Annotated in this window: 23 protein-coding genes; 8 read left to right on the forward strand and 15 right to left on the reverse strand. The window is 67.9% G+C overall.

Annotated features, from left to right (window positions below; all coding sequences use genetic code 11):
- Nucleotides 1-30: 30 nt before the first annotated feature.
- The 6 genes from TEF_08135 to TEF_08160 form a co-directional block, all read right to left on the reverse strand.
- Nucleotides 31-1,113 (reverse strand): 2-nitropropane dioxygenase, encoded by a 1,083-nt coding sequence (locus TEF_08135; GenBank protein ANK80772.1) that lies wholly within the window; start codon nucleotides 1,111-1,113, stop codon nucleotides 31-33.
- 1 nt (nucleotide 1,114) lies between these two features.
- Nucleotides 1,115-3,184 (reverse strand): hypothetical protein, encoded by a 2,070-nt coding sequence (locus TEF_08140; protein ANK80773.1) that lies wholly within the window; start codon nucleotides 3,182-3,184, stop codon nucleotides 1,115-1,117.
- A 100-nt stretch (nucleotides 3,185-3,284) separates the two neighbouring features.
- Nucleotides 3,285-4,310: a hypothetical protein gene (locus TEF_08145; GenBank protein ANK80774.1), complete on the reverse strand. Its 1,026-nt coding sequence runs from the start codon at nucleotides 4,308-4,310 to the stop codon at nucleotides 3,285-3,287.
- A 43-nt stretch (nucleotides 4,311-4,353) separates the two neighbouring features.
- Nucleotides 4,354-6,336 carry a hypothetical protein gene (locus tag TEF_08150; protein ID ANK80775.1) on the reverse strand — a complete coding sequence of 661 codons (1,983 nt, stop codon included), beginning with the start codon at nucleotides 6,334-6,336 and terminating at the stop codon, nucleotides 4,354-4,356.
- Nucleotides 6,337-6,343: 7 nt separating this feature from the next.
- Nucleotides 6,344-7,189 carry a taurine dioxygenase gene (locus tag TEF_08155; GenBank protein ANK80776.1) on the reverse strand — a complete coding sequence of 282 codons (846 nt, stop codon included), beginning with the start codon at nucleotides 7,187-7,189 and terminating at the stop codon, nucleotides 6,344-6,346.
- 16 nt (nucleotides 7,190-7,205) lie between these two features.
- Entirely contained in the window at nucleotides 7,206-7,883 is a 678-nt protein-coding gene (locus TEF_08160) for a hypothetical protein (protein ANK80777.1), read from the reverse strand.
- A 169-nt stretch (nucleotides 7,884-8,052) separates the two neighbouring features.
- Here TEF_08160 and TEF_08165 point away from each other — a divergent pair, with 169 nt between their 5' ends.
- From TEF_08165 to TEF_08175, 3 genes are read left to right on the forward strand one after another with little or no spacing between them, the layout of a single operon-like run.
- A complete protein-coding gene (locus TEF_08165; GenBank protein ID ANK80778.1) occupies nucleotides 8,053-9,297 on the forward strand; it encodes an acyl-CoA dehydrogenase in 1,245 nt (414 codons plus the stop codon).
- 1 nt (nucleotide 9,298) lies between these two features.
- Nucleotides 9,299-10,351, forward strand: a complete 1,053-nt coding sequence (locus tag TEF_08170; GenBank protein ANK80779.1) for a zinc-binding dehydrogenase — start codon at nucleotides 9,299-9,301, stop codon at nucleotides 10,349-10,351.
- The gene (locus TEF_08175) at nucleotides 10,348-11,334 is read left to right on the forward strand and encodes a hypothetical protein (protein ANK80780.1); all 987 of its coding nucleotides are present in this window, start codon (nucleotides 10,348-10,350) and stop codon (nucleotides 11,332-11,334) included. The genes TEF_08170 and TEF_08175 overlap by 4 nt, the downstream gene beginning before the upstream one ends.
- 105 nt (nucleotides 11,335-11,439) lie before the next feature.
- Here TEF_08175 and TEF_08180 read toward each other — a convergent pair whose 3' ends face one another.
- The 9 genes from TEF_08180 to TEF_08220 form a co-directional block, all read right to left on the reverse strand.
- Entirely contained in the window at nucleotides 11,440-12,078 is a 639-nt protein-coding gene (locus TEF_08180) for a maleylacetoacetate isomerase (GenBank protein ID ANK83354.1), read from the reverse strand.
- 2 nt (nucleotides 12,079-12,080) lie between these two features.
- Nucleotides 12,081-12,893 carry a hypothetical protein gene (locus TEF_08185; protein ANK80781.1) on the reverse strand — a complete coding sequence of 271 codons (813 nt, stop codon included), beginning with the start codon at nucleotides 12,891-12,893 and terminating at the stop codon, nucleotides 12,081-12,083.
- A 74-nt stretch (nucleotides 12,894-12,967) separates the two neighbouring features.
- Nucleotides 12,968-13,819 (reverse strand): hypothetical protein, encoded by an 852-nt coding sequence (locus TEF_08190; protein ID ANK80782.1) that lies wholly within the window; start codon nucleotides 13,817-13,819, stop codon nucleotides 12,968-12,970.
- 42 nt (nucleotides 13,820-13,861) lie between these two features.
- The gene (locus TEF_08195; protein ID ANK80783.1) at nucleotides 13,862-14,845 is read right to left on the reverse strand and encodes a dipeptide epimerase; all 984 of its coding nucleotides are present in this window, start codon (nucleotides 14,843-14,845) and stop codon (nucleotides 13,862-13,864) included.
- Complete coding sequence (locus TEF_08200; GenBank protein ANK83355.1) at nucleotides 14,842-15,837, reverse strand: EBNA-1 nuclear protein; 996 nt, start codon at nucleotides 15,835-15,837, stop codon at nucleotides 14,842-14,844. Before TEF_08200 ends, TEF_08195 begins: the two co-directional genes overlap by 4 nt.
- A gap of 8 nt (nucleotides 15,838-15,845) precedes the next feature.
- The gene (locus tag TEF_08205) at nucleotides 15,846-16,439 is read right to left on the reverse strand and encodes a gamma carbonic anhydrase family protein (GenBank protein ID ANK80784.1); all 594 of its coding nucleotides are present in this window, start codon (nucleotides 16,437-16,439) and stop codon (nucleotides 15,846-15,848) included.
- 91 nt (nucleotides 16,440-16,530) lie between these two features.
- Nucleotides 16,531-17,397: a hypothetical protein gene (locus tag TEF_08210; protein ID ANK80785.1), complete on the reverse strand. Its 867-nt coding sequence runs from the start codon at nucleotides 17,395-17,397 to the stop codon at nucleotides 16,531-16,533.
- A gap of 30 nt (nucleotides 17,398-17,427) precedes the next feature.
- Nucleotides 17,428-19,224, reverse strand: coding sequence for a hypothetical protein (locus tag TEF_08215; protein ID ANK80786.1), 1,797 nt, complete (start codon nucleotides 19,222-19,224; stop codon nucleotides 17,428-17,430).
- Nucleotides 19,225-19,392: 168 nt separating this feature from the next.
- Nucleotides 19,393-20,358, reverse strand: coding sequence for a hypothetical protein (locus TEF_08220; GenBank protein ANK83356.1), 966 nt, complete (start codon nucleotides 20,356-20,358; stop codon nucleotides 19,393-19,395).
- Between the two features lie 127 nt (nucleotides 20,359-20,485).
- On the opposite strand from TEF_08220, the gene TEF_08225 reads away from it, so the two are divergent.
- The 5 genes from TEF_08225 to TEF_08245 are packed head-to-tail and all read left to right on the forward strand — an operon-like array spanning nucleotide 20,486 to nucleotide 25,118.
- Nucleotides 20,486-21,601 carry an alanine racemase gene (locus TEF_08225; protein ID ANK83357.1) on the forward strand — a complete coding sequence of 372 codons (1,116 nt, stop codon included), beginning with the start codon at nucleotides 20,486-20,488 and terminating at the stop codon, nucleotides 21,599-21,601.
- Between the two features lie 10 nt (nucleotides 21,602-21,611).
- Nucleotides 21,612-22,949, forward strand: coding sequence for a hypothetical protein (locus tag TEF_08230; GenBank protein ID ANK80787.1), 1,338 nt, complete (start codon nucleotides 21,612-21,614; stop codon nucleotides 22,947-22,949).
- On the forward strand, nucleotides 22,946-23,884 hold the full coding sequence (locus tag TEF_08235) for a hypothetical protein (protein ANK80788.1): 939 nt from the start codon (nucleotides 22,946-22,948) through the stop codon (nucleotides 23,882-23,884). The genes TEF_08230 and TEF_08235 overlap by 4 nt, the downstream gene beginning before the upstream one ends.
- Before the next feature lie 20 nt (nucleotides 23,885-23,904).
- A complete protein-coding gene (locus tag TEF_08240) occupies nucleotides 23,905-24,267 on the forward strand; it encodes a hypothetical protein (GenBank protein ANK80789.1) in 363 nt (120 codons plus the stop codon).
- On the forward strand, nucleotides 24,264-25,118 hold the full coding sequence (locus TEF_08245) for a hypothetical protein (GenBank protein ANK80790.1): 855 nt from the start codon (nucleotides 24,264-24,266) through the stop codon (nucleotides 25,116-25,118). The genes TEF_08240 and TEF_08245 overlap by 4 nt, the downstream gene beginning before the upstream one ends.
- Nucleotides 25,119-25,150: the final 32 nt, after the last annotated feature.

Genomic DNA, 25,150 nt, shown 5'->3' on the forward strand with positions numbered 1-25,150 from the left:
CCGGGTCTCGCGCAGGCGGCGGGCCGCGGATCAGGAGAGGCGGGTCAGCGTTCCTTCGGCCTCTGTGACCAGTTCGGCGACCACGTTCGCCACGGACTTGCGTTCCCGGCTGTAGGCGATGGACTGGCCGGCCGGGTGGTGCATCAGAGGCTCGACGCCGTGCTCGTCGATGGCGCCCAGCAGATCGCCGACCAGAATATCCTGATAGGGCATCTTCAGCGGCGCCGGGGCATCCGGCGCGGCCCATTCCTCTGACCAGGCGGAGCGGATCTGGCGCAGTGTCTTGCCGGAATCGGCGCGGCTGATGACGGTGTCGTCGCTGCCCGCGGCGAGCAGCTTCCCGACCAGGACGTCTTGCAGCGCATGTTCGTGGGTGGTCAGCCAGGCCGTGCCGAGCCAGACGCCCTGTGCGCCGAGCGCGTAGGATGCGGCGATATGGCGGCCCGTGGCGACGCCGCCGGCGGCCAGCACGGGGATGTCGCCACAGGCGTCGACCACCTGCGGTATGAGCGAGAAGGTGCCGATCTGTCCGGTATGGGCGCCGGCGTCATAGCCCTGGGCCACGATGATCTCCGCGCCGTTGCGGATTGCGGCCTCGGCATGGCGGGCGCTGCCGACCAACGCGAGGGTGGTCTTGCCGTCGGATTTCGCATGGGCGACCGCCTCCGCCGGCGCGCCGATACCGCAGGCGAACAGGTCGACGTCGGAGGCCAGTACGGCGGCGATCTGCGCCTCGGCGACCTCGTCGGAGCGCAGGAACCGCGAGCGCATGCCGGGCTTCGTCGCCGCCGGCACGCCGTACTTCTCGTAGATACCCTTCACGAAGGCCTTGTGGTCTTCGGGCAGTTCCGCCTCGATGGCGGCCTTGTCGGCAGTCTTCGGCATTCCCCGCGGCAGCACCAGGTCGATGCCGAAGGGACGGCCGCCGACGCGGCGGCGGATCTCGGCCAGGCCACGCTCGATCTCCTCCGGCGTCTCCCGCGTCGCCCCCCAGACGCCCATGCAGCCGGCCTCCGCCAGCGCGCAGACGACGTCGATGGAGTGGGCAAAACCGAAGATCGGATATTTGAGGCCGAAGCGCTCGCCGATCGGTGTCTGCAGGGAAGAGGTCATTTCAGGCGTCCTTCAACTCGATCACGGCGTCGAGCGCCATGGCGCCCTGGCCGGCCGGCAGCACGACGAAGGGATTGACGTCGACCGAGGTCAGCCGGTCGCGGTGAGCGGCGGCGAAGCGCGACATTGCCGCCAGCGCTTCGGCCAGCGCGTCGATGTCCGCGGGCGGGGCGCCGCGCACGCCGTCCAGCATGGCGCGGCCCCTGATCCCGTCGATCATGCGCCGCGCTTCCGCGGCGTCGAAAGGCGCGACGCGGAAGGTCACGTCCTTCAGCACTTCGACGAAGACGCCGCCCAGGCCGAACATCACCGCCGGCCCGAAGATCGGATCGACATGGACGCCCATGATCGTTTCGACGCCGCCGGAAATCATCGGAGCGAGCAGCACGCCTTCCAGCTTCGCTTTCGGCGCCCTGGCCGCGACGGCCGTCATCATCTCCTCGAAGGCCGCGCGGACTTCCTCCGCCGAACCGACGCTCAGACGCACGCCGCCGACGTCGGTCTTGTGAACGATATCGGGTGAGACGATCTTCATCACCACGGGAAAGCCAAGCGCCTCAGCCGCTGCAGCCGCCGCCTCGGCGCTGCCGGCGAGCCGGGTCGGCATGACCGGAACCCCGGCGGCGGCCAGCGTCTCCAGGGCCTTCGCCTCGGTATAGGGGCCTGCGGCCAGCGGCGCCGCTTTCCCGACTTCCGGGTTCCAGGCGAAGTCCGTGGCGAATGCCCGGCTGAAATAGGCCCCGGCGGCGACGTAGCGGGTCGCGTGGGTGGCTTCCCGGAAGGCCGGCACGCCCGCGCCCTCGAACAGATGCTGGGCATCGTCGGACATCAGGCTCGAGACGGCGAAGGTCTTGTCCGGGTAGTCGGCCTTCAGCGAGCGCCACATCTGCAGGCTGGGCTCGACGTTCTCCGGGACCGACAGCGTCGCGCCCTGGAAGCCCACGACCGAATCGTAGTCGCCTTCGTCCAGCACCAGTCGCATCGCCTTTTCGAACAGGTCGGGCTGGTTGATGATCTGGCCGGTCACGTCCAGCGGGTTGTTGACGCCCGCATACGGCACGATTTCCTTGAATTTGGCCTGGGTGGGAGCGGGCAGCTCGGCAACGTCGAGGCCGCGCGCCGCGGCGTCGTCGGCCATCAGAACACCGACGCCGCCAGAGACGGTGACCAGCGCCGTGCGGTCGCCTGGCGGGCGGCCGCCGACGGCGATCGACGCGCCGAGGTCGAAGAATTCCTCGATCGAGCTGACCCGGTGAACGCCGAACTGGTGGAACACGGCGTCGTAGATCGCGTCCGCACCGGCCAGCGCCGACGTGTGCGACTGGGCGGCGCGCGCGCCGGCGTCGGTGCGGCCGAGCTTGACTGCGACGACCGGCTTCTGCGCCTTCCGCGCGCGGGCGAGGGCGTCGAGGAAGGCCGGCCCGTCGCGCACGCCCTCGATATAGAGCAGGATGACCTCGGTGCCCGGATCGTCGACCAGGTAGTCGAGGCAGTCGGCGACGCCGACGTCGCCCTCATTGCCCGTCGTCAGCACGTGGCGGAAGCCGACGCCGCGGTCCATCGCCATGATGGCCGACAGTCCCCCGAACGCGCCGGACTGGCTGACCAGGCCGATGCGGCCTTCCGGCATCGGCCGCGCGAAGGCGGGATGGAAACTGGCCGGCATGTTCAGCGCGAAGTTGGCGAAGCCCATGCAGTTCGGGCCGATGATGCGCATATCCGCTTCACGGCCGATCGCGGCCAGCCGGGCCTGCGCCTCGACGCCTTCGCCGCCGACCTCGGCGAAGCCCCCGGCGAAGACGATGACGCCGGCGACGCCCCTGGCGGCGCATTGTTTCAGCACGTCCTCGACCAGCGCGCCGGGCACAGCGCAGATGGCCAGATCGACGGCGCCGGGCACTTCGGCGATCGACGGATAGGCCTTCAGGCCCTGCACTTCGTCGCGATTGGGGTTGATCGGGTGAAGCTCGCCCCGGTAGCCCATGGACTTCAGCATGGCGACCGGCCGGCCGCCGATCCGCGTGGCGTCGCCCGAGGCGCCGATCACGGCGATCGAGCGCGCCTCGAACATGCGCTTCAGGTTCTGTTTTCTCGACATGGATGCGTACTCGTCAATGAAAGGCACAAAAAAGGGGGCGCGGACGGACCGCACCCCCCAAAGGTGGTCGTGACTATTTCGCCTCGGGCGGGATCTGGTCCTCGGGCACGTCGAAGCCGGCTTCCTTGTAATAGCGGTAGGCGCCGATATGCAGCGGGATGTTGCTTTCGCGGAAGATGTTGTCCTTGTTGATGATCTTCATCCACTCGGCGGTGCCGTAGAGCTCCTCGATATTCTCCCAGAGCGTCCTGGTGATGTTGTAGACCGTCTCTTCGTCCATCCACTTGTGCGTGCCGAGCCCGACCCATGATTCGACGGTCTTCACAGCGGATTCGTTGACCTGGTTCTCGTAGACCTTGGGCGGAATCTCGGAGATCGTGCGGCCCGGAGGGGCAAGGGCGGCCTGCAGAGAAGGCTTGTCCCAGGCGTCGTCCGGCACGCCGAGAATGCGGATCTTCGACACCAGCGCGAACTGCTGGATGGACGGACTTGGCACCGTAGTCGGACCGATATAGACGTCCATCTGGCGGTCGAGGAAGGCCGTTTCGGCGGACTGCCAGTCATAGCGCATGACCTCGAAATCCTCACCGGGCACGAGGTCGGTCGCCGCCTCCATGATCTGGGTCGCGATCTTGGTCGCCGCGCCGGCGGGCGGGCCCAGGAAGACCTTCTTGCCCTTGAAGTCGTTGAGCGACTTGATGCCGGAATCCTCGTAGACGACGATATGATACGGGCCGAGCGGATAGTTCAGGATATTGCGCAGGTTGCTGTTCAGCTCCGGCGCATTCTCGACCTTGGCGAACATCGCCGTCTTGGTCTGCATGAACTGGTTGATCGATGGCGCCGTGAGGAACAGGTCGACCTTCTGCTGCGACGCGTCCACCGCCGACTTGGTGGCCGGCTTGCCCACCGACACCTGAATTTCGATCGGCAGGTGCTTCTGCACGATCTGGGTGAAGGCGATGCTGAACTGTCCCGGCGTCGATCCTGCCGGGAAGCTGTCCATCGTGATGAACTTCTTGTCCTGGGCCTGGGCGCCGCTCAGCGCCAGGGCCGTGGTCATGACCGCCGCAGCGGCAAGGAATGTCCGTCGCTTCATTCTTTGGGTTCCTCCCTGTTGAAGACGGTTGGTCGTGCGGGGGTCAGTCGTCGCCGCCCCCCTGCTGGGCGGCCAGCCGCCGGCGCACGGCAAAGGTCTCGGCGGCGATGAGAACGGCCCCGAGCGCAATGCCGGCGAACTGGAGTTGGGTGTAGTCGACGATCAGCAGGAAGCCGGCCGCCAGCCGGGCGGCGCGCGCCCAGAGGGGCAGCCGGTCGATCTCGCAGCCGATCAGCGCCGTCGAGAGCAGCCATATGGCGAACAACAGCCGCGCCATGACCCAGATGAAGGCGACCGGATCGAACTCCACCACTACCAGCAGGATCGTCGGTTCGTAGATGAATACGAACGGAATGATGAAGCCCACCAGCGAGAGTTTCAGCGCGTCGATCCCGGTTCTGACCGGTTCGGCGTCGGCAATTGGCGCGGCGGCCACGGCGGCGAGCGCCACTGGTGGCGTTACTGCGGACAGGACGCCGAAGTAGAACACGAACAGGTGGATCGAGAGGTCCGGCACGCCCAGCTTCTTCATCGCCAGGCCGAGCACCAGGACGATGATCAGATAGGCCGGAAGTGTCGGCATGCCCATGCCGAGGATCAGGCACGACCCGGCCGCCAGCAGCAGCGCGATGAACAGCGACTGGTCGCCCAGCAGCGCCACCTGGGTGGCGAACTTGAGCCCCAGGCCGGTCAGGTTGAAGACACCGATCAGGACGCCGATGGTGCCGACCGCCATCATGATCCGCGCGCCGGCGACGCCGCCCTTGGCGAGCGCGGTCAGCAGCCGCGCCGGATCGCGCCGGAGCGCGGCGTTGAGCACGAAGCCGGCCACGATGGTTGCGACCACGGCCCAGAAACCGGCCATCGACGGCGAGCGGCCGGCCGCGAGCGTGCCGATGATCGCGCCGATGGGTATGAAGAACATCAACGACTTCAGCCAGTCGTTGGCGGTGATCTTCAGCCGTTCGGCCTTGGGCGTCGGCTTCAGGCCGAGGCGGCGGGCCTCCAGACCGACCGAGACGAACAGGTTGCCGTAGTACAGCAGCGCCGGAATCAGTGCGGCGATGCAGATGGTCTGATAGGGGACGCCGGCCAGACTGACCATCAGGAAGGCGGCGGCGCCCATCACCGGCGGCATGATCTGGCCGCCTGTCGAGGCGGCGGCCTCCACCGCGCCGGCGAAGGATCCCTTGAAGCCGCGGCGCTTGATCAGCGGTATGGTGACCACGCCCGTGCCGACGACGTTCGCCACCACCGAACCCGACGACATGCCGAAGATGGAGGAGGCGATGATTGCGGAGTGCGCAGGCCCGCCGCGCGTGCCCGCGGTCGCGGCCAGCGCCATTCTGATCATGACGTTGCCCGCGCCGGTGCCCTCCAACAGGGCGCCGAAGACGATGAAGATGAAGATCAGCAGCACGACGATGCCCACGGGATCGCCGAAGATGCCCTGCACGCCGAACCAGATGATCTCCATGGTCAGTTCCAGGCTGAAGCCCGAATGGCGGAATATCCAGGGCAGGTCCTGGCCGAACAGGCAGTAGAGCAGGGTGATCAGCCCGACGCTGGCCAGCACGATGCCGAAGGCGCGGCGGGTCAGTTCCAGCAGGGTCAGCACCGCAAGCAGCGCCGTCGCCTGATCGAAGGCCGAGAAGGAAACGACGAGATTCTCAATGTCGTCGATCTTGTCGAGGAAGTTCCAGCACGCGAAGCCCAGATTGGCGAGCAGCACGAGGTCCACGGCCCAGAGCAGGATCACCATTGGCGCCGCCGTGACCTTCAGGTTGGCCGCCAGCGGCGAGGTGAAGACGACGATGGCGGCGCAGATGAACAGGGCGCCGGCCCGGATCAGTTCCGGACTGACATACTGACCGACAAAGGCGACGTAGATCGCGTGAACGGCGATCAGCGCCGCCAGCGTCAGGCCGACGAACCGGAAAGCTCGGGAGATCGGGTCGGCCGGCGGCGGGATCGCCCCGTCGTCAGGCAACGGCTGATCGGGCTCCAGGTCGGAACGTGTGCTCATTTTCGCCTCAGAAAGGACGGTCGCCGTTGACGGTGACGCGGTGCATCTCGCGGGTGGCGTCGCCATAGTCGGCGATGGCGTAGTGCTGGGTGCAGCGGTTGTCCCAGAAGGCGACCGAGCCTTTCCGCCAGCGGAAGCGGCAGGTGAACTCCGGCTTCTTCAGATGGTCGAACAGGTAGTCGAGGATCGCCCGGGATTCCTTGCTGGAGACGCCGGCGATCTTTTGGGTGAAGATCGAATTGACGTAGAGCGCCTTGCGTCCGGTCACCGGATGGGTGCGGACGATGGGGTGCTCGACGCCGCCTTCCGACATGCGGCCGGCCTTGATTTCGGCCTGCTCTTCCTTCGAAAGGTTGTCATAGGCCTTCTCGAAGCTGGCCCGGCCGGCGGTGTTCAGGGCCTTCATTCCCTCGAGGTAGCGCTTCATCGGCGCCGACAGTGTCTCGTAGGCGTCGTACATGTTGGCCCACATCGTGTCGCCGCCGGTCTCCGGGACCTCCCGCGCCAGCAGGATCGAGCCCAGCGGCGGTTCTTCCTGGAAGGTCACGTCCGAATGCCAGGCGTTAGCCGCGCTGCGATTGGCCTTTGACGACTTCAGGATCAGCACCTCCGGATGGTCGGGATGGCTCGGCGCATAGGGGTGCACGTGCAGTGTTCCGAACTGGCGCGCGAAGGCGACATGGTCGCCCGGCGTGATGTCCTGATCGCGGAAGAAGATGACCTGATGCGCCATCAGCGCGTCATGCACCTCCTTGAAGGCCTGGTTGCCGAGCGGCTTCGACATGTCGATGCCCTCGATCTCGGCGCCGAGCGCGCCGGCGATCGGCTTCACGTCGATAAGGTCGTAGGTCACGATGTCTCCTCCCCAATTACGCAGCGGCCGTTCGTCTGGCGGCTTCCTTCTTCTGCAGCGATTCGAGCGTCTCCTCGCTCACCGGCGCGGACACCGCGCCGACCCAGATGTCGACCAGGTTGTTGATGGCCTGGTCCAGATCGAGATCGCGTCCCGCCGCCTGCTGCCGCTGGCGGGTCGCGTGAATATCGGCGATGGCGTAGCTGCCGGCGTGCATGATCAGCGGCAGGCGCTGGCGCAGGATCGCGGCCGGCATCTCGCCCAGGTTCTTCTCGATCATGCGGAAGGCGCGGCCGACGCCATGGTTCAGGCGGCCCTCGACCATCTTCGCGATATCGAAATCGGGCGTCAGGAACATCTCGGTGAGGAAACGGACGTAGTTGGCGCCCTCTTCCTCATGGGCCATGACTTCCGCCAGCGGCCAGACGATTGTCTCGGCAATGGCGCGCAGATCGTCCGTGCGGCCCTCGGCTTCGATGCGGTCGAGCATCTCCATCCGGCGCTTCTCGATCGCGCGCATGCGCTTGTCGAAGATCGCGTCGATCAGCCCTTCGCGGGAGCCGAAATGGTAATGCAGGGCAGAGGCGTTGCGCTGGCCGGCGGCGCGCACGATCTCGCGCAGGGAAACCCCGTTGATTCCCCGTTGGCCGAACAGCTTCTCCGCTGTCAGCAGCAATCGTTCGCGGGTGTCCAACCGTCCGCTCCCCGTCATCTCGTTCGGATGTCCGCGATCTCGCGCCGCTTGCCCACCAGATTAATGCGACTGAATTATACACGCAAGCGGGATTTTCATTTCATCATCGGTGCATATGGGGCTCTAATCCGATTGCATTAATACAACCGGCAGCCTGAGGGGAGGAACGATGGATTTCGAAGCCGATGCCATGACGCAGGAAATCGCTGACCGGGTGGAGACGATCTTCCGCGCCGAGATCCTGCCGCGACGGGCCGACTATGACCGTGCCGTCGACGTCGACGGTGACCTGGAGCCCGAGTTCCTGAAGGCCCTCAAGCGCCGCGCCTTCGCGGAGGGGCTGTGGAACATGGCGCTGCCGCGGCTGGCGGATGACGAGCCGGGCACGCGGCTCACCAACCTGCAGTTCGCGCCCATCGCCGAGATACTGGGGCGCGTCGGCTGGGCGTCGGAGGTCTTCAACTGTCACGCACCCGACGTGCCCAACATGGAGATCCTGCAGATGTTCGCCACGCCCGAGCAGAAGGCGCGCTACCTGGCGCCGCTCCTGCTTGGCGAGACGCGCTCCTCCTTCGCCATGACCGAGCCGGACGTGGCGTCTTCGGACGCCAACAACATCGCCACACGGATCGAGCGCCGCGGCGACCGTTATGTCGTCAACGGCCGCAAGTGGTTCGCCACCGGCGCGGCCAATCCGAAGTGCAGCTTCCTGATCGTCGTCGGCGTCACCGATCCGGGCGCGCCGCGGGGGCGCACGCACTCCATGGTGTTGGTGCCCAAGGATGCGCCAGGCGTCACTGTGGTCCGCAAGATTCCGGTGATGAACCATGTCGAGCACGTCACCCCGCACACGGAACTGCTGCTGGCAGACGTCGAGGTGCCCGTCGAGAACCGCCTGGGCGATGAGGGGGCGGGCTTCCTGATCGGCCAGGCGCGGCTGGGCCCGGCCCGCGTGCACCACTGCATGCGCGCCATCGGCCGCTGCGAGGTGCTGATCCGCCTGATGGTGGAGCGCGCGGCGAGCCGCCGGACCTTCGGCACGGACCTGCGGGACTACAGTTCCGTGCAGGACGCCATTGCCGACTCGCGTCTCGCTCTGGAGCAGGCCCGCCTGCTGGTACAGCGCACCGCCTGGCGGCTCGACCGGGAAGGCAACAAGCTGGCGCGCAAGGATATCTCGCTCATCAAGATCGCCGTTGCCCGCGCTTATCACGACATCTGCCAGCGCGGCATCCAGATCTTCGGGGCCATGGGCCTGACCGACGAGACGCCCTTCGCCGAGTCGCTCTCCCAGGCGCGGGCCTTCCGCATCTATGACGGTCCCGACGAAGTGCACCTGCGCACCGTCTTCCGCCTTGAAGAGAAGGAGGGGGATGGGCTCAACTGTTCGAAGGACTACCTGGGGAGGGCCTGAGATGAAGGCGCAGCAGATCATCGAGTGGGGCGAGCCCCTGCAGGAGCGGGACTACGAGACCCCGGAGCCGCAGGGCGGCGAGATCCTGATCCGGATCACCGCCTGCGGCGTCTGCCACAGCGACCTTCACCTCCACGAGGGCGGCTTCAACATGGGGCAGGGCAATTTCGCACGCCTCGCCGACATGGGCGTCGAACTGCCCATGACCATGGGCCACGAGATCGGCGGCGTGGTCGAGGCGGTCGGTCCCGACGTCGAGGGCGTGGAAGTCGGCAAATCGTACGTCGTCTATCCCTGGATCGGCTGCGGCGACTGCGAACATTGCCGGAAGGGCCGCGATATCGATTGCCTGACGACGCGGCCGCTGGGTACGCGCCGCGACGGCGGCTACGCCAGCCACGTGATCTGTCCCGACAAGCGCTACCTTTTCGATCATGGCGACGCGCCGATCGACCTTGCCTGCACCTACGCCTGCTCGGGGCTGACCGCCTACAGCGCGCTGAAGAAGCTCGACTACCTGACCGAGAACGATCATCTCGTGATCATCGGGGCGGGCGGTGTCGGCCTTTCGGGCGTGATGCTGGCGAAGCACGTGACGAAGGCGAAGGTGATCGTCGCCGACACCGACCCGGAAAAGCGCTCTGTCGCGCGCCAGGCCGGGGCCTTCGACACCTTCGACAACGGCCAGCCGGACGCGGCGGAAAAGCTGAAAGCGAAATGCGGCGGTGGCCTGCGCGGCGTCATCGACTTCGTCGGCCGTCCGGAGACCGCCGGCTTCGGCCTCGACTGCCTCGGCAAGACCGGCAAGCTGGTTCTGGTCGGGCTCTATGGCGAGGCCCTGCCGCTGGCGCTGCCGCGCATGCCGATCTTCCAGCTCACCGTCCAGGGCTCCTATGTCGGCGACCTGCAGGACATGACGGAACTGATGGAATTGGTCCGGGCGGGCAAGGTGCCGCCGATCCCGGTGAAGCCACGGCCACTGGCCGAGGCCAACCAGGCGCTGCAGGATCTGATCGACGGCCGGGTGAGCGGGCGGCAGGTCCTGAAGCCATGACAGGGCGCGCCTTCGACGGGCGGGTGCTGGAGGCCACGATCGATCCCGAGCAACTGCCGCTGATGCCGGACGTCTCGGGCAACGCGATCAATGGCCTCGGCGAGAGCGAGATGCGGCAGCCGACGCCGATCTACTGGCACAATCCGCGCGAACTCGCCTGGGGCGCGCTTCAGAGCTGGATGCTGAAGAAGACCGCCGATGAGGTCCCCGAGACCCGGGCGCTGGACCACAATCTGGGCGGCCGCGGCGCGAAGGAGCGCGCGCCGCTCGCCGACGAGCCGGTCAGGAAATCCGCCGAGGAATTCACCGAGGCCGCGAAAGCCTTCGCCCTGGCGCACGAAGCTGACCAGGCGGGCGTCGCGCGGCTGCGGACGGAGTGGTTCTTCGAAGGCATGGAGGAGGACCTGCCCTGGATCGTCGTCATGGCGGTGCGCATGGACCATGCGGATCTTGCCGCGGCGCCCGATCCGCCCTCGATCATCGAGGTCATGCGCCAGTACAATCGCGGCACCCGCGCCGCCCGGGCGCTGGCGGACTGGATCCGGGGGCAGGGCTACCGGGCCGAGCCTCATGGCGGCCCGACGGCGGGACCGTTGACGCTGATTCCGCCCGCGATCGCCGCGGGCTTCGGCGAACTGGGCAAGCACGGCTCCATCATCAACCGCGAGTTCGGCGCCTCGTTCCGGCTCGCCGGCGTGCTGACCGACATGCCGCTGGTCGCGGACAGTCCCGACAGCTTCGGCGTCGACGACTTCTGCATGAACTGCCGGATCTGCGAGCAGGCCTGCCCGCCGGACGCCATCGCGCCCGCCAAGCAGACGGTGCGCGGCGTCGAAAAGTGGTATGTCGATTTCGACCGCTGCGTGCCCTACTTCAACCAGACCTATGGCTGCGGCATCTGCATCGCCGTCTGCCCCTGGAGCCGGCCGGAGGTCGGACCGAAGCTGCTGCAGAAGATGCTCCGGCGGCTTCAGCGGGCGTAGAGCAAATGCGCCATCCTGAAACGGCGCCCTTGGGCATGACCCAGGGGCCCAGCAAGCCGAAGGACTGGGTCCTCGGGTCAAGCCCGAGGACACCGAAGTGATCGTTCAAGCTGCGTCCGGCTGGTTCCCCGGCGCGGCGTCGGCGAAGGCGGGGATTTCCTGGCACGCCGCATCGATCCGCAGCACCGTCGGGTAGGCGGAGAGATCGAGGTCGAAGCGCCGGGCGAAGAAAACCTGCGGCGCCAGGCAGATGTCGGCCAGGCTGGGCTGGTCTCCGTGGCAGAAGCGACCGGTCGCCGGTTCGGCAGACAGCCGCGCCTCCAGCCCTTCCAGACCCACATGGCACCAGTGGGCGAGCCATTTCATGCGGCCCTCCTTGCCCGCGCCCAGATCGTTCTCGACGAAGTTGAGGACTCTGAGATTGTTCAGCGGGTGGATGTCGGCGGCGATGGCCAGCGCCAGCCCCTGGACCCGCGCCCGGCCGGCCGGGTCTGCGGGCAGCACCGGCGGCTCGGGATGGAGGTCGTCGAGGTAGTCGATGATCGCCAGCGACTGGTAGATGCGTTGTCCGTCGTGTTCGAGCACGGGCACGAGGCCCGCGGGGCTGACCGAGCGGAACTCGGGATTGGCCTGCTCGCCGCGGAACAGGTTCACGTAGGACCGTTCCGCCTGAACCCCCTTCAGGTTCATGGCGATGCGGACCCGGTAGGCCGCCGAGGAGCGGAAATAGTCGTAGAGATGCAGGCTCATCCGACCATGCGCCTCTCGGGTGGCCAGACGACGGGGAATGTATCGCTGTCCATTGGATCGCCGGGCTTCAGCGTGACCTCTTCGAATGGCGGCGACATGCGACCCTCGCGCCGCGCGAAACGGGCGTCGTCGCCGGTCCAGCGATAGGCCACCGCGCGGCGGCGGTGCTGGCCGCGGTTGCCGGGCGCGGCGTGCAGTGTGCGCGCGTGGAAGACGACGCAGTCGCCGGGCTCGAGGTCCCAGTTGAGAATGCGGTAGGCCGCGCGGTTGCCGTCGATATCCGGCGCCGAGGGGCCGTGATGGTCCTCGAAATCGCGCTGATCGATGAAATAGCGGGGATTGTAATGGGTGCCGTCCAGGTGTGAGCCGGCGACGAACTCCATGCCGACGTCGGCCGGCACCGGGTCGAGCGCGATCCAGGTCGAGAGAACCTGATCGCCGTCGACGACCCAGTAGGGCTGGTCGTGGTGCCACGGCGTCGGGTTCTCGGTGCCCGGATCCTTCACCAGTACGTGCTCGTGGAACAGGTTGACCTTCGACGAGCCCATCAGAGCCGCCACCGCTTCGGCGATGCCGCTTTCGACCGCGAAGTCGAGATAGCCGGAGAAACGGTTCCAGTTGCAGTAGTCGCCGAAGTAGAAGCCCGCCTCGCCCGGTTGCGTGTAGATCTTCCCGAACGGGCCGGGGTCGGCGATGTTGGCCTCCAGCGCGCCGCGCAGGCGTTCGAGCCAGCCGGCGTCGGCCACCCCGCGCAGCGCCACGGCGCCGTCGCGGCGGAAATCCTCGATCAGCCTGTCGTCCGGAATCATGGCTTTCGTCCCCACAAATGCGTGCACGACAGTTTGCCAGCGAAATCGCGGGCCGCAAGGCATGTGGCGTCGCTTCAGGGCTGCGGATTGGCGGGCGGACGCGCCCTCGCGAGTCGCGACTCCCGGCGTGTCGTGTAGACCGTCGCCGCGAAGATCACCGCCGCGCCGGCCCACATCCACGGGTCGGGCACTTCGGAGAAGGCCCACCAGGCGCCGATGACGGCCAGCGGCAGGCGCACGAAGTCGAAGACCTGGCTCAGGCTGGCGTCGCCGGCGGAGATGGCGCGCTGGATGCCGTACATGTTCATGTTGGCGGCGACGCCGAGGGCGGCGAGAAGCCACCACTCGTTGCCCGACGGCATGTCCCAGACGAAGGACGCGGGCACCGCCGAGACCGGGATGTTCCAGATCGCCAGCATCAGGATCACCAGTTCCGGGCTTTCGCTCGCTGCTAGTTGCTTGCCCATGATGACGACGAAGGCGAAGACCACCGAGGCGCCGATGGCCATGGCCGCGCCGAGACCGACGGCCTCCACGCCGGGCCGGAGCATGATCAGGACGCCGCAGAATCCGACCGCCAGCGCCATCGCCCGCCGCCAGCCGACCTGCTCCTTCAGCAGCAGCGCCGCAAGCAGGGTGGTGAACAGGGGCGCGGTGAAGGTGATCGCCGTCGCCTCCCCGATCGGCATCAGCACCGCCGAGTAGAACAGCATGATCGATGACGTGACCATGATCAGGGAGCGGAGCGCGAAGAGCGGCATCCGCTTCGTTCTGAGGCCCGCGGTCCCGACGCGGAAGACCCAGGGCAGGAAGATCGCCACCGCGAAGATGTTGCGCCAGAAGTTGAGGACGAAGACGTGCAGGTCCTGTGACAGCTCGCGCACGATCACCAGGATCGCTGCGAAGCCGACCGCGCCGAAGAACATCCAGAAGGCGACGATGACAGGCGTGGGCATGATCTCGGTCCGTCAGCCCCAGAGGTCGCGGCCGGCGGGCCGCACGGTGGAGCCGTCGAAGACGAGACCGGGCACGCGGTCCCGCTTCAGCATCAGCGGCCCGTCGACATCCACGAAGTCCGCGCCCTGCGCCACCAGCAGGGCCGGCGCCATGGCCAGGCTGGTGGCGACCATGCAGCCGACCATCACCTGAAAGCCCGCTTCGCGGGCCGCGGTGCGCAGGCGCAGGGCCTCGGTCAGACCGCCGGTCTTGTCGAGCTTGATGTTGACGATGTCGTATCGGCCCTTCAGCCCGGCGAGGCTGGCGCTGTCGTGACAGCTCTCGTCGGCGCAGATCGGCACGGCGCGGGAGACCCGTTCCAGCGCCTCATCGCGCCCGGCGGTCAGCGGCTGTTCGATCATGCGGACGTCGAGTTCGGCGAAGGCGGCGAACAGTTCGTCCAGCTGTTCCGGCTTCCAGCCCTCGTTGGCGTCGACGATCAGCGTCGCCTCGGGCGCGGCCTCCCGCACGGCCCGAGCGCGCTCGATATCACCCGCGGTCTCGCCCAGCTTCAGTTTCAGCAGCGGCCGTTGCGCTTCGGCCCGCGCCACCTCGGCCATCTTCGCCGGGTCGTCCAGGGTGATGGTGTAGGCGGTGGTCACCGGTCCCGGCGCGGGCAGGCCCGCCAGTTCGTGCACGGGCCGGCCGGCCTGTTTCGATTCCAGATCCCAGAGCGCGCAGTCGACGGCGTTGCGCGCCGCGCCCGCGGGCAGCAGCGACAGCAGGTCCTCGCGGCTGGCGCCGTCCTCGATCGCGGACTTTGCGCCGGCGATCTGCTCCTCGACCTTCTCGAAGGTCTCGCCATAGCGGCGATAGGGCACGCACTCGCCGCGCCCGGCCGCGCCGCCGGCCTCGACGGTGGCGACGAGCACCTCGGCTTTCGTCTTGGTTCCCCGCGATATCCGGAAGGCCCCGCGAATGGGCCATTCCTCCCGCGCGACGGCGAGCCGCCTCAAGACAATGCGTCCACCAGGCGCGCCACGCCGGTGCGCACGGGGTCGACCGCGGGCAGGCCGGTCTCGTCCTCGATCCGCTTCAGGCAATCGGCCGACACGGCGTCGTCGAGCGCGCTGGTGTTCACGGCGATGCCGATGCAGCGGCAGTCCGGGTTGGTCAGCGTCGCCGCCTCGACATGCCAGTCGATGCACTTCGCCAGAGGCGGGATGGGATGCTGGACATTGCGCATCTTCGTCCGGGTCGGTTCGTGGCACATGACCAGGGCGTCGGGCTGGCTGCCGTGGATCAGCCCGATGGTGACGCCGGCGAAGGAGGGATGGAACAATGAACCCTGGCCCTCCATGACGTCCCAGTGGTCGGGGTCGTTCGCCGGGCAGAGCGTCTCGGTCGCGCCCGAGATGAAGTCGGAAACCACGGCGTCGACGGAGACGCCGGAGCCGGCGATCAGGATGCCCGTCTGGCCGGTGGCGCGGAAGTCCGCCTTCCAGCCGCGCTGCCGCATCTCCTCGGTGATCGCCAGCGAGGTGTACATCTTGCCGACCGAACAGTCGGTGCCGACGGTGAGCAGCCGTTTGCCGGGCCGCTTCTCGCCCTTGCCGGTCGGGAAGGCGCCGCGCGGGTGACGTACGTCGAAGAGCTGGCGCCCCCTCTCGGCGGCGCGGCCGGCGATGACCGGATTGTCGGTGAGCCGCATGTGCAGGCCCGAGGCCACGTCCATGCCGGAGTCGAGCGCCTCCAGGACCGCGCTCTCCCAGTGTCGGGGCAGCACCCCGCCGGGGTTCACTGCGCCGATCACCAGCGTGCGCGCGCCGGCCGCCGCGCCGTCGGCCACGGTCATGTCCGGCAGGCCCAGATTGGCCTGACAGCCATCGAAGCGCACCTGGCCGATGCAGTCGGCGCGCCGCCAGTGCACCACGCCGGTCGCCGTCTTGGCGGCAAGCTGATCGTGCACGTCGCCCAGGAACATCAGGTAGGGCGCGGCGATCTCGATGGCGTCGGTCATTTTCCTGCTTCCGCCTCCCGGGCCATTTCCGCCTTCAGGCGGTCCATCTCGTCCGCTGCGAGCTGCCAGAAGCTGTCGTCACTCCAGCGCCGGTAGTAGCCGTTCGAATAGGCGATGGCGTTCTCGTAGTAGAGAAACGCGTTCATGCTGTTGGGGATGCGGCTGTTGCGCTCCGCCTTCACCGCGGCCGGCACGCCGACGACGATGGAGTTCGGCGGGATCTCCTGATTCTCGCGCACAAAGGCGTTCTGGCCGACGATCGAGTTCTCGCCGATCACCGCGCCGTCCATGATCACGGCGTTGATGCCGATCAGGCAGGCGTCGCCGATGGTGCAGCCGTGGATTGTGCAGTGATGGGTGATGGAGCAGTCCTGGCCGATGATCGACCCGCTGGCCGAGCCGACATGCACCATGGTGAAGTCCTGGATGTTGGTGCGCCGGCCGACGACGATCTCATGCTGCTCGGCGCGCATGACGACATTGGGCCAGACGGAGGCGCCATCCCCGATCGTGACCTTGCCGAAGATGCGCACGGTCTCGTCGATATAGGCTGGGTTGTCGAGCGTGACGTCGGGCCCGTAGATCGGCATGAATCTCCCCCTGTTTCATGTTCGTTGCGGGCGGCAGCGTGGCATGCGCCGCGCCGGCTTGCCAAGCGGAACCGCCCGGCGCGGCGCCCGGCTATTCCTCGCCGGCCGGGGTCTCTGCGCGCGCTTCGAATCCGTCCGCGGCCCGGAAGGCGGCATCGAGTTCCTCGATCGTCAGCTCCTTCCGGATTTCCTCCGCCAGCGCCGCCGCATCCTCGACGCCGGCGCGCATCGCCAGCACGGCGAAGGTCATGGCGCGCACCGGATCCTTTTCCAGACCCTCGCCGCTGGCGAGACGGCGGGCATAGTGATCCTGCGCGCCGGCATGACCGCGCAGTGCGGCCTGTCCGAACCATTCCGCGGCCCGTGCGGCGTCCTGTTCGACGCCGCTGCCATCGCGATAGGCCTTGCCCAGGCTGTACTGAGCCTTGGCGAGGCCGCCTTCGGCCGCCGCCCGGATATGCTCGACCGCCGCCGCAGGGTCCTCCGCCACGCCGACGCCGTACTGATAGATCTTGCCGAGTGTGTAGCGCGCGGGCAGATGGCCGGCCTCGGCGGTCTTCCGCAGGTCGGCCAGCGCCCGTTTGATGTCGCCGCCGCCGGTATCTGCAGTGGCCTGTTCGATTTCCAGCAGCGCCAGATTGTAGCCGGCCGTCAGCAACCCCTGTTCGGCTGCCATGGACCACCATTCGCGCGCCTTTTCGCGGTCGCGGTCGACGCCCAGGCCCTCGTCATAGATCAGGCCGACGTTGAACTGCGCGCGCGCGTCGCCCTCCTCGGCCATGGGCTGCCAAATCTCGAGCGCCTTCGCATAGTCGCCGGCCACGAAGGCTTCCCGGCCCGGCTCCTCGGCCTGGACGGCGAATGCGGCGATCAGTGCGAAAGCGGCCGGAACGGCGGTCCGGAGACGGTTGAGAACGTTCTGCGGTGTGACGAGGAAGCGCTGCTTTCCCCGGTTCATTCGGCCCTCCATCGAAGGAGGGCATAGATGTCACGAACCGGCGGTCAGGTGCAACTGGTGAACATTGTCGCCCTCTTTCGCCGAGGGGCGGAGCCTGAGCGCGCTTTCCGGTCCCCAGGGCGAGTTGACCAGCCAGCCCACCAGGTCGTCGGCGGGCAGGGGGCGGGACATGTGGTATCCCTGAGCCACGTCGCAGCCGAGTTCGGTCAGCGCCGCCAGGGTGCGGGCGTCCTCGACGCCCTCGGCGACCACCGACAGGCCAAGATTGTGTCCCAGCTCGATCAGCGAGGAGACGATCACCCAGTCGTCGGGCGATTTCGACATGCCCATGACGAAGGACTTGTCCACCTTGATCTCCTCCACCGGCAGACGGCGGATGTAGGACAGGCAGGTATAGCCTGTGCCGAAGTCGTCGATGGAGATGCCGACGCCCAGGCGGTCGAGACCCTGCAGCGTCGCGGTGGCGCGTTCGACGTCCAGGATGATGGCGCTCTCGGTGATTTCGAAGATCACCCGCGAGGGATCGGCGGACCAGGCCTCGATCATGTTCTTGGCGTGCAGCGGCAGGCGCGGGTTCTGGAGCGTCTTGGCCGAGACGTTGACCGCGATCGACAGGTCGATGCCTTCGGCGCGCCAGGCGGCCTGCTGAGCCAGCGAATGGTTCAGCACGTGCAGCGTCAGGCGGTCGATCAGCCCGGCGTCCTCGGCCAGCGGGATGAAGGCGTCGGGGAAGACCAGGCCACGTGCCGGATGGCGCCAGCGGACCAGCGCCTCGACACCGTCGACGCGGCCCTTGCGCAGGTCGATCTTGGGCTGGAAGGTGACGAAGAGCTGGCGGTCGCCGTCGTTCAGCGCCCGGCGCAGATCTTCCACCAGCGGGCGGTTGCTGGCCTCGTGCGCGCCATCGCCGGCGATGTTGATCGCGAAGCGGCTGTTGGTGCGCCGGCCATCGCGCATGGCGTTCTCCGCGCGGATCATCAGGTCGGAGGCGCAGGTCGCGTGCTGCGGATAGAAGGCGAGGCCGATGCGCACGCCGATGGTGAAGCTGTGGTCGTTGATCTCGAAGGGAACTTCGAGGGCGTTGATCAGTTTTCTGGCGGCCTTCTCGGCGCCTTTGTTCGTGGCGCCCGTGGGCAGTATGCCGGCGAACTCGTCATCGCCGATCCGCGCCAGGGTGTCGGAGCGGCGCAGCGCCGTCTTCATCCGGTCGGCGAGCTGCTGCAGCAGGATGTCGCCGATCTTGTGCCCCATCTCGCCATTGATGCGGTTGAAGCCGTTGATGTTCAGCGTCAGCAGCGCGACCGGCTCCCGCTGGCGCTCGGCGAAGGTGATGGCCTGATCCAGCCGGTCGAAGAAGAGCGAGCGGTTGGGCAGGCCGGTCAGGCCGTCGTGCAGCGCATTGAAGGAGCGCTGGGACTCTGCCATGTCGAGCGCGCGTTCGGTGCGGCTCGCCCGCGTCGCGTTCCAGATCGCGCGCACCAGACGGTCGATCTTGAGTTCATCGGAACTGATGCAGTCGGCGATATCGGAGCGGAGCAGATCGACCATGTCGTTGGAGGCGAGCCGGTCCGAGATCACCAGCAGCGGAATCTTCTTCTTGCTGTCCAGCAGGCTGGCCTGCAGTTCCTTGGCCGGCGCCGGGTCACTGCCGACGTCGAAGAGGATGCAGTCATAGTCGCTGACGTCCAGGGCGATGGCGGCTTCCTCGGCCGAGGTCACGCGCTCCGTGACGACGCGCGCGCCGGAGATACTCAGGCGCGGTGCGACGTTGTCCAGCACGCTGGCGCCCTTCGCGATCGTCAGAACCTGGAATCGGCCCTTAATCATGCCGGGTCTCAAATCCGTGTGCCCCGTGACTCTGCCCGCGTTTCTGCGGTGATTGGGGGTGCGGGACAATTCTTCGTCCCCGTGCGGCGAGCGGGAGTGGCCCGTTTCGTCATGTCACCTTTAGGCGCAGGGAGTAAAAAAGGACTTAACCTTTCGGGCCGGCGTGGCTCAGTACGTCTTCTCCAGCTTGAGGTAGCGGTAGCGGTCGCCTGAGACGATCCGGACCCGGGTAACGTGGTCTTCGCGGCCCAGGGTCAGCGGCACGGTCACCCCCGGTTTCCCTCGTTTCCACACGGCCCGATAGAATTCCGCCATGGACCGCACGGGCTGGTCGCCGACTTCCAGGATGATGTCGCCGCGCCGCAGGCCGGCGGTTGCCGCCGGCCCGTCGGGCGAGACGTATGTCACCACGACATAGCCGCTATGATCTGCGGAAAAGATGCCGAGCCACGGCCGGTCTGAGGCCGGCGCCCGGCCGGCCGTCAGCAGATCGCCGAGTACCGCCTTCAGTGCGTTCACAGGCACGAACATGTTGCCCTGTCGCCGTCGGGGACGGCGCTGGGCGTCGTTGGCGAACAGGGATCCGATTCCCAGCAGGCGGCCGTCCGGGCCGACCAGGGCCGCGCCCTGCCAGTCCGGATGCGGCGGATAGGCGAAAACCGCACTCTCCAGCAGGTACTCCCAGTAGCCGGTGAAGCGCCGGATATCGGCGATCGTCACCGGCAGGGCCGCCGATCGTCCGGGGCTGGCAACCACCAGCACGGAATCGCCCGGCGACAGCGTCCCGGAATCGCCCAGGCGAATCGATGGCCGCCGCAGCGGCGTCACCGCCCGGAGTAGCCCGAGGCCGGTGTCGTGGTCATAGGCGACGATCTCGGCGGCGACCGCGTGGCCGTCGATATCGCTCAGGGTGACGGCCATGGCTTCGAGAATCAGGTAGCCGATCGTCAGCACCAGACCAGAATCGTCGATCACGACGCCGGTGCCGGCGCGCTCGGTGCCCAGCGCTTCCGCGGTGCGTGCGTCGGCCGGAACCTCGGCCGTCACGGCGGTCACCGCGTCGAACACGCGCCCCGGGTCGCGTTCGGACTGGGCGGCCGCCCGGCCTGCCGGCGCCAGGGCCAGCAGCACCATGACGATCGCAACATACGCCTTGCAGGTCATCGGATAGTCTCCACGGACACATCGTATCCGCTCGCCGATGCGCATACCATGCGCCATCGTTCACGAACCGGCGACATCGAAGGGAGGCTTCCGGATCATGTCACTGCCGCCGCCGGCGCGGGTCGGCGATCCTCTCGAATCGGTGGACACGCCTGCGCTGGTCGTCGACCTGGAGGTCCTCGATCGCAACATCGCCGCAATGCAGGATATCGCCGACGCCCGTGGCGTCGCGCTCCGGCCCCATGCGAAGAGTCACAAGTCGGCCGACATCGCCCGGCGGCAGGTGGCGCGCGGCGCGGTGGGTATCTGCTGCCAGAAGATTTCCGAGGCGGAACTGATGGCCACCGGCGGCGCCGATGACATCCTGGTCACGAACCAGATCGTCGGCGCGCGCAAGATCGGCCGGCTGTCGCGGCTCGCGCGGCATGTCCGGCTGGGGGTCTGCGTCGACGATGCCGACAACCTCGCCGAGATCGCGGCGGCGGCGCGGCATTCGGGGGCCGAACTGGACATCTATGTCGAGGTCGAGGTCGGCATGGGCCGCTGCGGTGTGACGCCCGAGAAGGCGGGGGCGTTGTGCCGTGCCGCCGCCGCCGAAGAGGGTGTCCGGTTCGCCGGGCTGCAGGCCTATAACGGCCGGGCGCAGCACATCCGCGATCACCGGGAACGGGGCGCGGCGATCGCCCGTGCGGGCGAAGCGGTACGCGTTGTACTGGCCGATCTGGAGGAGGCGGGCCTTCGCGGCGTCCGGGTGACCGGCGCCGGGACCGGCAGCTTCGAGTTCGAAGCCGGGAGCGGCCTGTGGCACGAGCTGCAGGCGGGCTCCTATGTCTTCATGGACGCCGACTACGCCCGCAATCTCGGGTCCGAGGGGAGGCCGGAGACGACGTTCGGCTACAGCCTCTTCGTGCTGGCCGGCGTGCTCAGCACGGCGCCGAAGGGGCGGGTGGTCGTCGACGCCGGGCTGAAGGCGCTGGCGGTGGATTCCGGCCTGCCGCTGGTCGCCGGTCCGGAAGGCGCGGCCTATCTCGGCGCGTCCGATGAACACGGCGTCGTCGATCCCGGCGGGGCGGCCCTCGGCCCGGGCGATCATGTCCGGCTGATACCCGGCCATTGCGACCCGACGGTGAACCTGCATGACTGGATCGTCGGCGTGCGCGATGGCTTCGTGGCCGATATCTGGCCGGTGACCGCCCGCGGCGCCGTCTTCTGAGGGAACGGGAATGGCGAGCCACATCCTGCATCGGACGACCGACGCCGACCTGCCCGTCGCCGTGGGCGGCGACGGTCTCTACATCGTGGCGGCCGACGGCCGGCGCTATCTCGACGCCTCGGGCGGTCCGGCGGTGTCCTGCCTGGGCCACAGCGACGCCGCCGTGGCCGAAGCGGTGGCCGATCAGGCGCGGCGGCTGGCCTACGCCCATACCGGCTTCTTCACCAGCCAGGCGGCGGAGGAACTGGCGGCGCGGCTGACCGCGGCGGCGCCGGGCGATCTGGACTACGCCTATCTCGTCTCCGGCGGCTCCGAGGCCAACGAGGCGGCGCTCAAGCTGGCGCGGCAGTATTTTCTCGAGAAGGGTGAGCCTGAACGTCACCGCTTCATCGCGCGGCGGCAGAGCTATCACGGCAACACCATCGGCGCGCTTTCGGTCGGCGGCAACATGGCCCGCCGCGAGCCTTACCGCCCGATCCTGTTGGACTGGAGCCATGTCAGCCCCTGCCATGCCTATCGCGGCCAGGAGGAAGGCGAAAGCGACGCGGCCTATGGCGACCGGCTGGCCGCCGAACTCGACGCGGAGATCCGGCGTCTCCGCCCCGAAAGTGTCGCCGGATTCATCGCCGAGCCCGTGGTCGGCGCCTCGCTCGGCGCCGCGCCGGCGGTGCCCGGCTATTTCCGCAAGGTCCGCGAAGTGCTGGACCGGCACGGCGTGTTGCTGATCCTGGACGAGGTGATGTGCGGGATGGGCCGTTGCGGGGCGCTCTATGCCTGCGCGCAGGAAGACGTCGTCCCCGACATCCTGACCTGCGCCAAGGGCCTCGGCGCCGGCTATGTCTCGATCGGGGCGATGCTGCTTTCGCGGCGTATTCGCGACGCCATCGCCGCGGGCTCGGGCGCGTTCCAGCACGGGCACACCTATCTGGGTCATCCGGTCGCCGCCGCCGGCGCGCTGGCGGTCCATCGCCGCCTGGTCGAAGACGGGCTGGTCGACGGCGTGGCGGCAAAGGGTGCGCTTCTGGAACGGCTGCTGCTGGAGCGCTTCGGCAACCATCCCCATGTCGGCGAGATCCGCGGACGCGGACTCTTTCTGGGGCTGGAACTGGTCCGCGACCGCACCACGAAGGCGCCTTTCGAACCGTCCGTGAAGCTGCATCAGCGAATCAAGTACGCAGCGCTGGAACGGGACATGATCTGCTATCCCGGCGGCGGCACCATCGACGGCGTCCGGGGCGATCACGTGATCCTGGCTCCGCCATTCATTGCAGGCGACGCCGACCTGTCGGAAATCGTCGGGCGATTGGGTGAAGCGGTGGACGCCGCGATCGACGGAGCCGGCGGATGAGAGGGCTGCTGCTCGCCTGTGCGCTGGCGCTGGCCGCCTGGCCGGGAAGGGCGGCGGACGTCGAGCAGCGCTTCGTCACCATCGGCACCGACAGCGTGACCAGCAGCTACTACGCCGCCGGCGGCGCTGTCTGCCGAATGGTCAACCGCGCCCGGGAGAGCCACGGCCTGCGCTGCGCCGTCGAGCCGACCGGGGGCTCCGTCTACAACCTCAACACCATCCGGAGCGGCGAACTGGACTTCGGCATCGTGCGTTCCGACAGATCCTTCGAGGCGCAGAACGGCGCGGCGCGGTTCGAGGCCCAGAGCCCTTTCACCGAGCTTCGTGCGGTATTCGCGCTCCATTCCGAGCCGCTTACCGTTCTGGTGCGCGCCGATTCGGCCGTGCGCCGCTTCGCCGACCTCCGCTACCGCCGCATCGCCCTGGCCGATCCGCTGTCCAGCGCGCGGCTGTCGACGCAGGCGGTGCTGGCGGCGTTCGGCTGGACCGCGGTGGACGACGTCGACACCGGCGCGGGGCCGCTCTGCGACGGACGGGTCGGCGCCCTTGCCTTCACCGCCGCCCACCCTTCGGCCGCAGTGCGGCAGGCGTTCCGCTGCGACCTTCGTGTCCTGCCGGTGACGGGACGGTCGGTGGATCAGGTTCTGGCGGAATACCCCTATTACCGGAGGGCCGAGGTTCCGGGCGGCCTTTATCCCGGAAATCCCGCCTACGCCGCCAGCATGGGGCCGGGCGCCGTGCTGATGACCTCGACCGCCATGCCGGAGGAAGCCGTTCACGCGCTGGTCCGCTCCGTCTTCGGCGATTTCGCCCGCTTCCACAGACTGCACCCGACGCTCTATCATCTTCGGGCCGAGGACATGGCGACGCGCGGATACACGGCCCCCCTGCACCCAGGCGCGCTGCGCTATTATCGGGAGCAGGGCTGGCGCTGAGACGACCAGGGAGAAGCACGATGCAGGACCGGCCGACGGTCGATGAACTGCTGGACGCGGTTGAGGGCTTTCTGCGCGACGATGCCGCCATGCACCTGGAAGGACAGCCCCGGTTCCATGCCCGCGTCGCCGCCAACGCTGTCGCCATCGTGCGCCGGGAACTGGCCGGTGACGCGGCGCTGGCGGAAGCGGAAACGGCGAGGCTCACGGACATCCTGGGCCGGCCCGGCGGCCGCGCGGACCTGAACGCCGCGCTGGCCGGGGCCATCGCCGCCGGCGACCTCGACGGCGAGGACGGCCGCGTGCTGGAGCATCTGCGCCGCACCGTCCGCGAGAAGCTGCAGGTGGCCAACCCGAAATATCTCGAGCGGAGCGGCGGATGAGTCTTCGCCTGCCGCGCATCCTGCTGGCGGCGCTGCTGCTCGCCTCGGCGGCCGCCGCGCCGGCCGCGGCGATGAGCCTCTGGGAGAGGCTGTTCGGCTCGGACGAGGCTGCGAAGGTCACGCCGGGGAAGGGGTTCGCCGCCTTCGATGCGGAGAGTGCGCGTATCGAGGACTCCTTCGACTGCGAGAGCGTGGTCGAACGCGGCGCCACGGAGTTCGACGACCGGCGGCGGCACTGCATGATCGGCGAACACCGCACGGCGCGGGTAACGATCTACGAGCCTGTGGGCTTCGAGGGTCTGGTCAAGCGGGTCAAGTTCACCTGGCTGGACAACGAGCGCCGCAACGCCCGTGGCGACGATGCGCCGGCGCATGCGGACCGGGAGGCCGCCCGACAGGCGGTGCGGCGCCTCGGCGAGATCTACGTGCCCGGCCATGTCGAGCAGCTGATGGAGCTCTTCACCGCCGCCCGGCCGGGTCTCGTATCGGAAGGCGAGTTCATCGCCATCCTCGCCGTCCTGCCGCGGGGCGGCTTCCGTCAACAGGTCATCGATCTGCGCGACGCGAACTTCCAGCGGCTGTCAGGGGCGGAGGCGGAACGGGCCCGGCCCGGCTACGAGAAATGCATATTCATCCTGAACAACATGCCGCCGCTGAAGGGCCAGAGCTTCGAGGGCGACCCGATTCCGGAGCGCAACGACCTCTACGTCACCTATTTCATCAATTCGGCGCGCGGCGAACGGTTCCTCTGCGAGTTGCACAACGCGGGCTACTACCGCATCCGGGTGAGCCAGCAGCAGGGCCAGCCGTTCCGCACCATGGCGCACGGCAATCTGGGGCGCGTCGATTGACCTGAACGTCACCGGAGCCTAGTTTCCGCCGC

It is taken from the genome of Rhizobiales bacterium NRL2 (assembly GCA_001664005.1).
In the GTDB taxonomy this organism is placed as follows: Bacteria; Pseudomonadota; Alphaproteobacteria; order Minwuiales; family Minwuiaceae; genus Minwuia.

Excerpts from the sequence above, each read along its gene's own strand:
- TEF_08215 (ANK80786.1), bottom strand. The coding sequence starts at position 19,224 with ATGATTAAGGGCCGATTCCAGGTTCTGACGATCGCGAAGGGCGCCAGC.
- TEF_08230 (ANK80787.1), top strand. The coding sequence starts at position 21,612 with ATGGCGAGCCACATCCTGCATCGGACGACCGACGCCGACCTGCCCGTC.
- TEF_08205 (ANK80784.1), bottom strand. The coding sequence starts at position 16,439 with ATGCCGATCTACGGGCCCGACGTCACGCTCGACAACCCAGCCTATATC.
- TEF_08145 (ANK80774.1), bottom strand. The coding sequence starts at position 4,310 with ATGAAGCGACGGACATTCCTTGCCGCTGCGGCGGTCATGACCACGGCC.
- TEF_08220 (ANK83356.1), bottom strand. The coding sequence starts at position 20,358 with ATGGTGCTGCTGGCCCTGGCGCCGGCAGGCCGGGCGGCCGCCCAGTCC.
- TEF_08175 (ANK80780.1), top strand. The coding sequence starts at position 10,348 with ATGACAGGGCGCGCCTTCGACGGGCGGGTGCTGGAGGCCACGATCGAT.
- TEF_08140 (ANK80773.1), bottom strand. The coding sequence starts at position 3,184 with ATGTTCGAGGCGCGCTCGATCGCCGTGATCGGCGCCTCGGGCGACGCC.
- TEF_08165 (ANK80778.1), top strand. The coding sequence starts at position 8,053 with ATGGATTTCGAAGCCGATGCCATGACGCAGGAAATCGCTGACCGGGTG.
- TEF_08185 (ANK80781.1), bottom strand. The coding sequence starts at position 12,893 with ATGATTCCGGACGACAGGCTGATCGAGGATTTCCGCCGCGACGGCGCC.
- TEF_08150 (ANK80775.1), bottom strand. The coding sequence starts at position 6,336 with ATGAGCACACGTTCCGACCTGGAGCCCGATCAGCCGTTGCCTGACGAC.
- TEF_08170 (ANK80779.1), top strand. The coding sequence starts at position 9,299 with ATGAAGGCGCAGCAGATCATCGAGTGGGGCGAGCCCCTGCAGGAGCGG.
- TEF_08245 (ANK80790.1), top strand. The coding sequence starts at position 24,264 with ATGAGTCTTCGCCTGCCGCGCATCCTGCTGGCGGCGCTGCTGCTCGCC.
- TEF_08190 (ANK80782.1), bottom strand. The coding sequence starts at position 13,819 with ATGTTCTTCGGCGCGGTCGGCTTCGCAGCGATCCTGGTGATCGTGCGC.
- TEF_08210 (ANK80785.1), bottom strand. The coding sequence starts at position 17,397 with ATGAACCGGGGAAAGCAGCGCTTCCTCGTCACACCGCAGAACGTTCTC.
- TEF_08240 (ANK80789.1), top strand. The coding sequence starts at position 23,905 with ATGCAGGACCGGCCGACGGTCGATGAACTGCTGGACGCGGTTGAGGGC.
- TEF_08235 (ANK80788.1), top strand. The coding sequence starts at position 22,946 with ATGAGAGGGCTGCTGCTCGCCTGTGCGCTGGCGCTGGCCGCCTGGCCG.
- TEF_08135 (ANK80772.1), bottom strand. The coding sequence starts at position 1,113 with ATGACCTCTTCCCTGCAGACACCGATCGGCGAGCGCTTCGGCCTCAAA.
- TEF_08225 (ANK83357.1), top strand. The coding sequence starts at position 20,486 with ATGTCACTGCCGCCGCCGGCGCGGGTCGGCGATCCTCTCGAATCGGTG.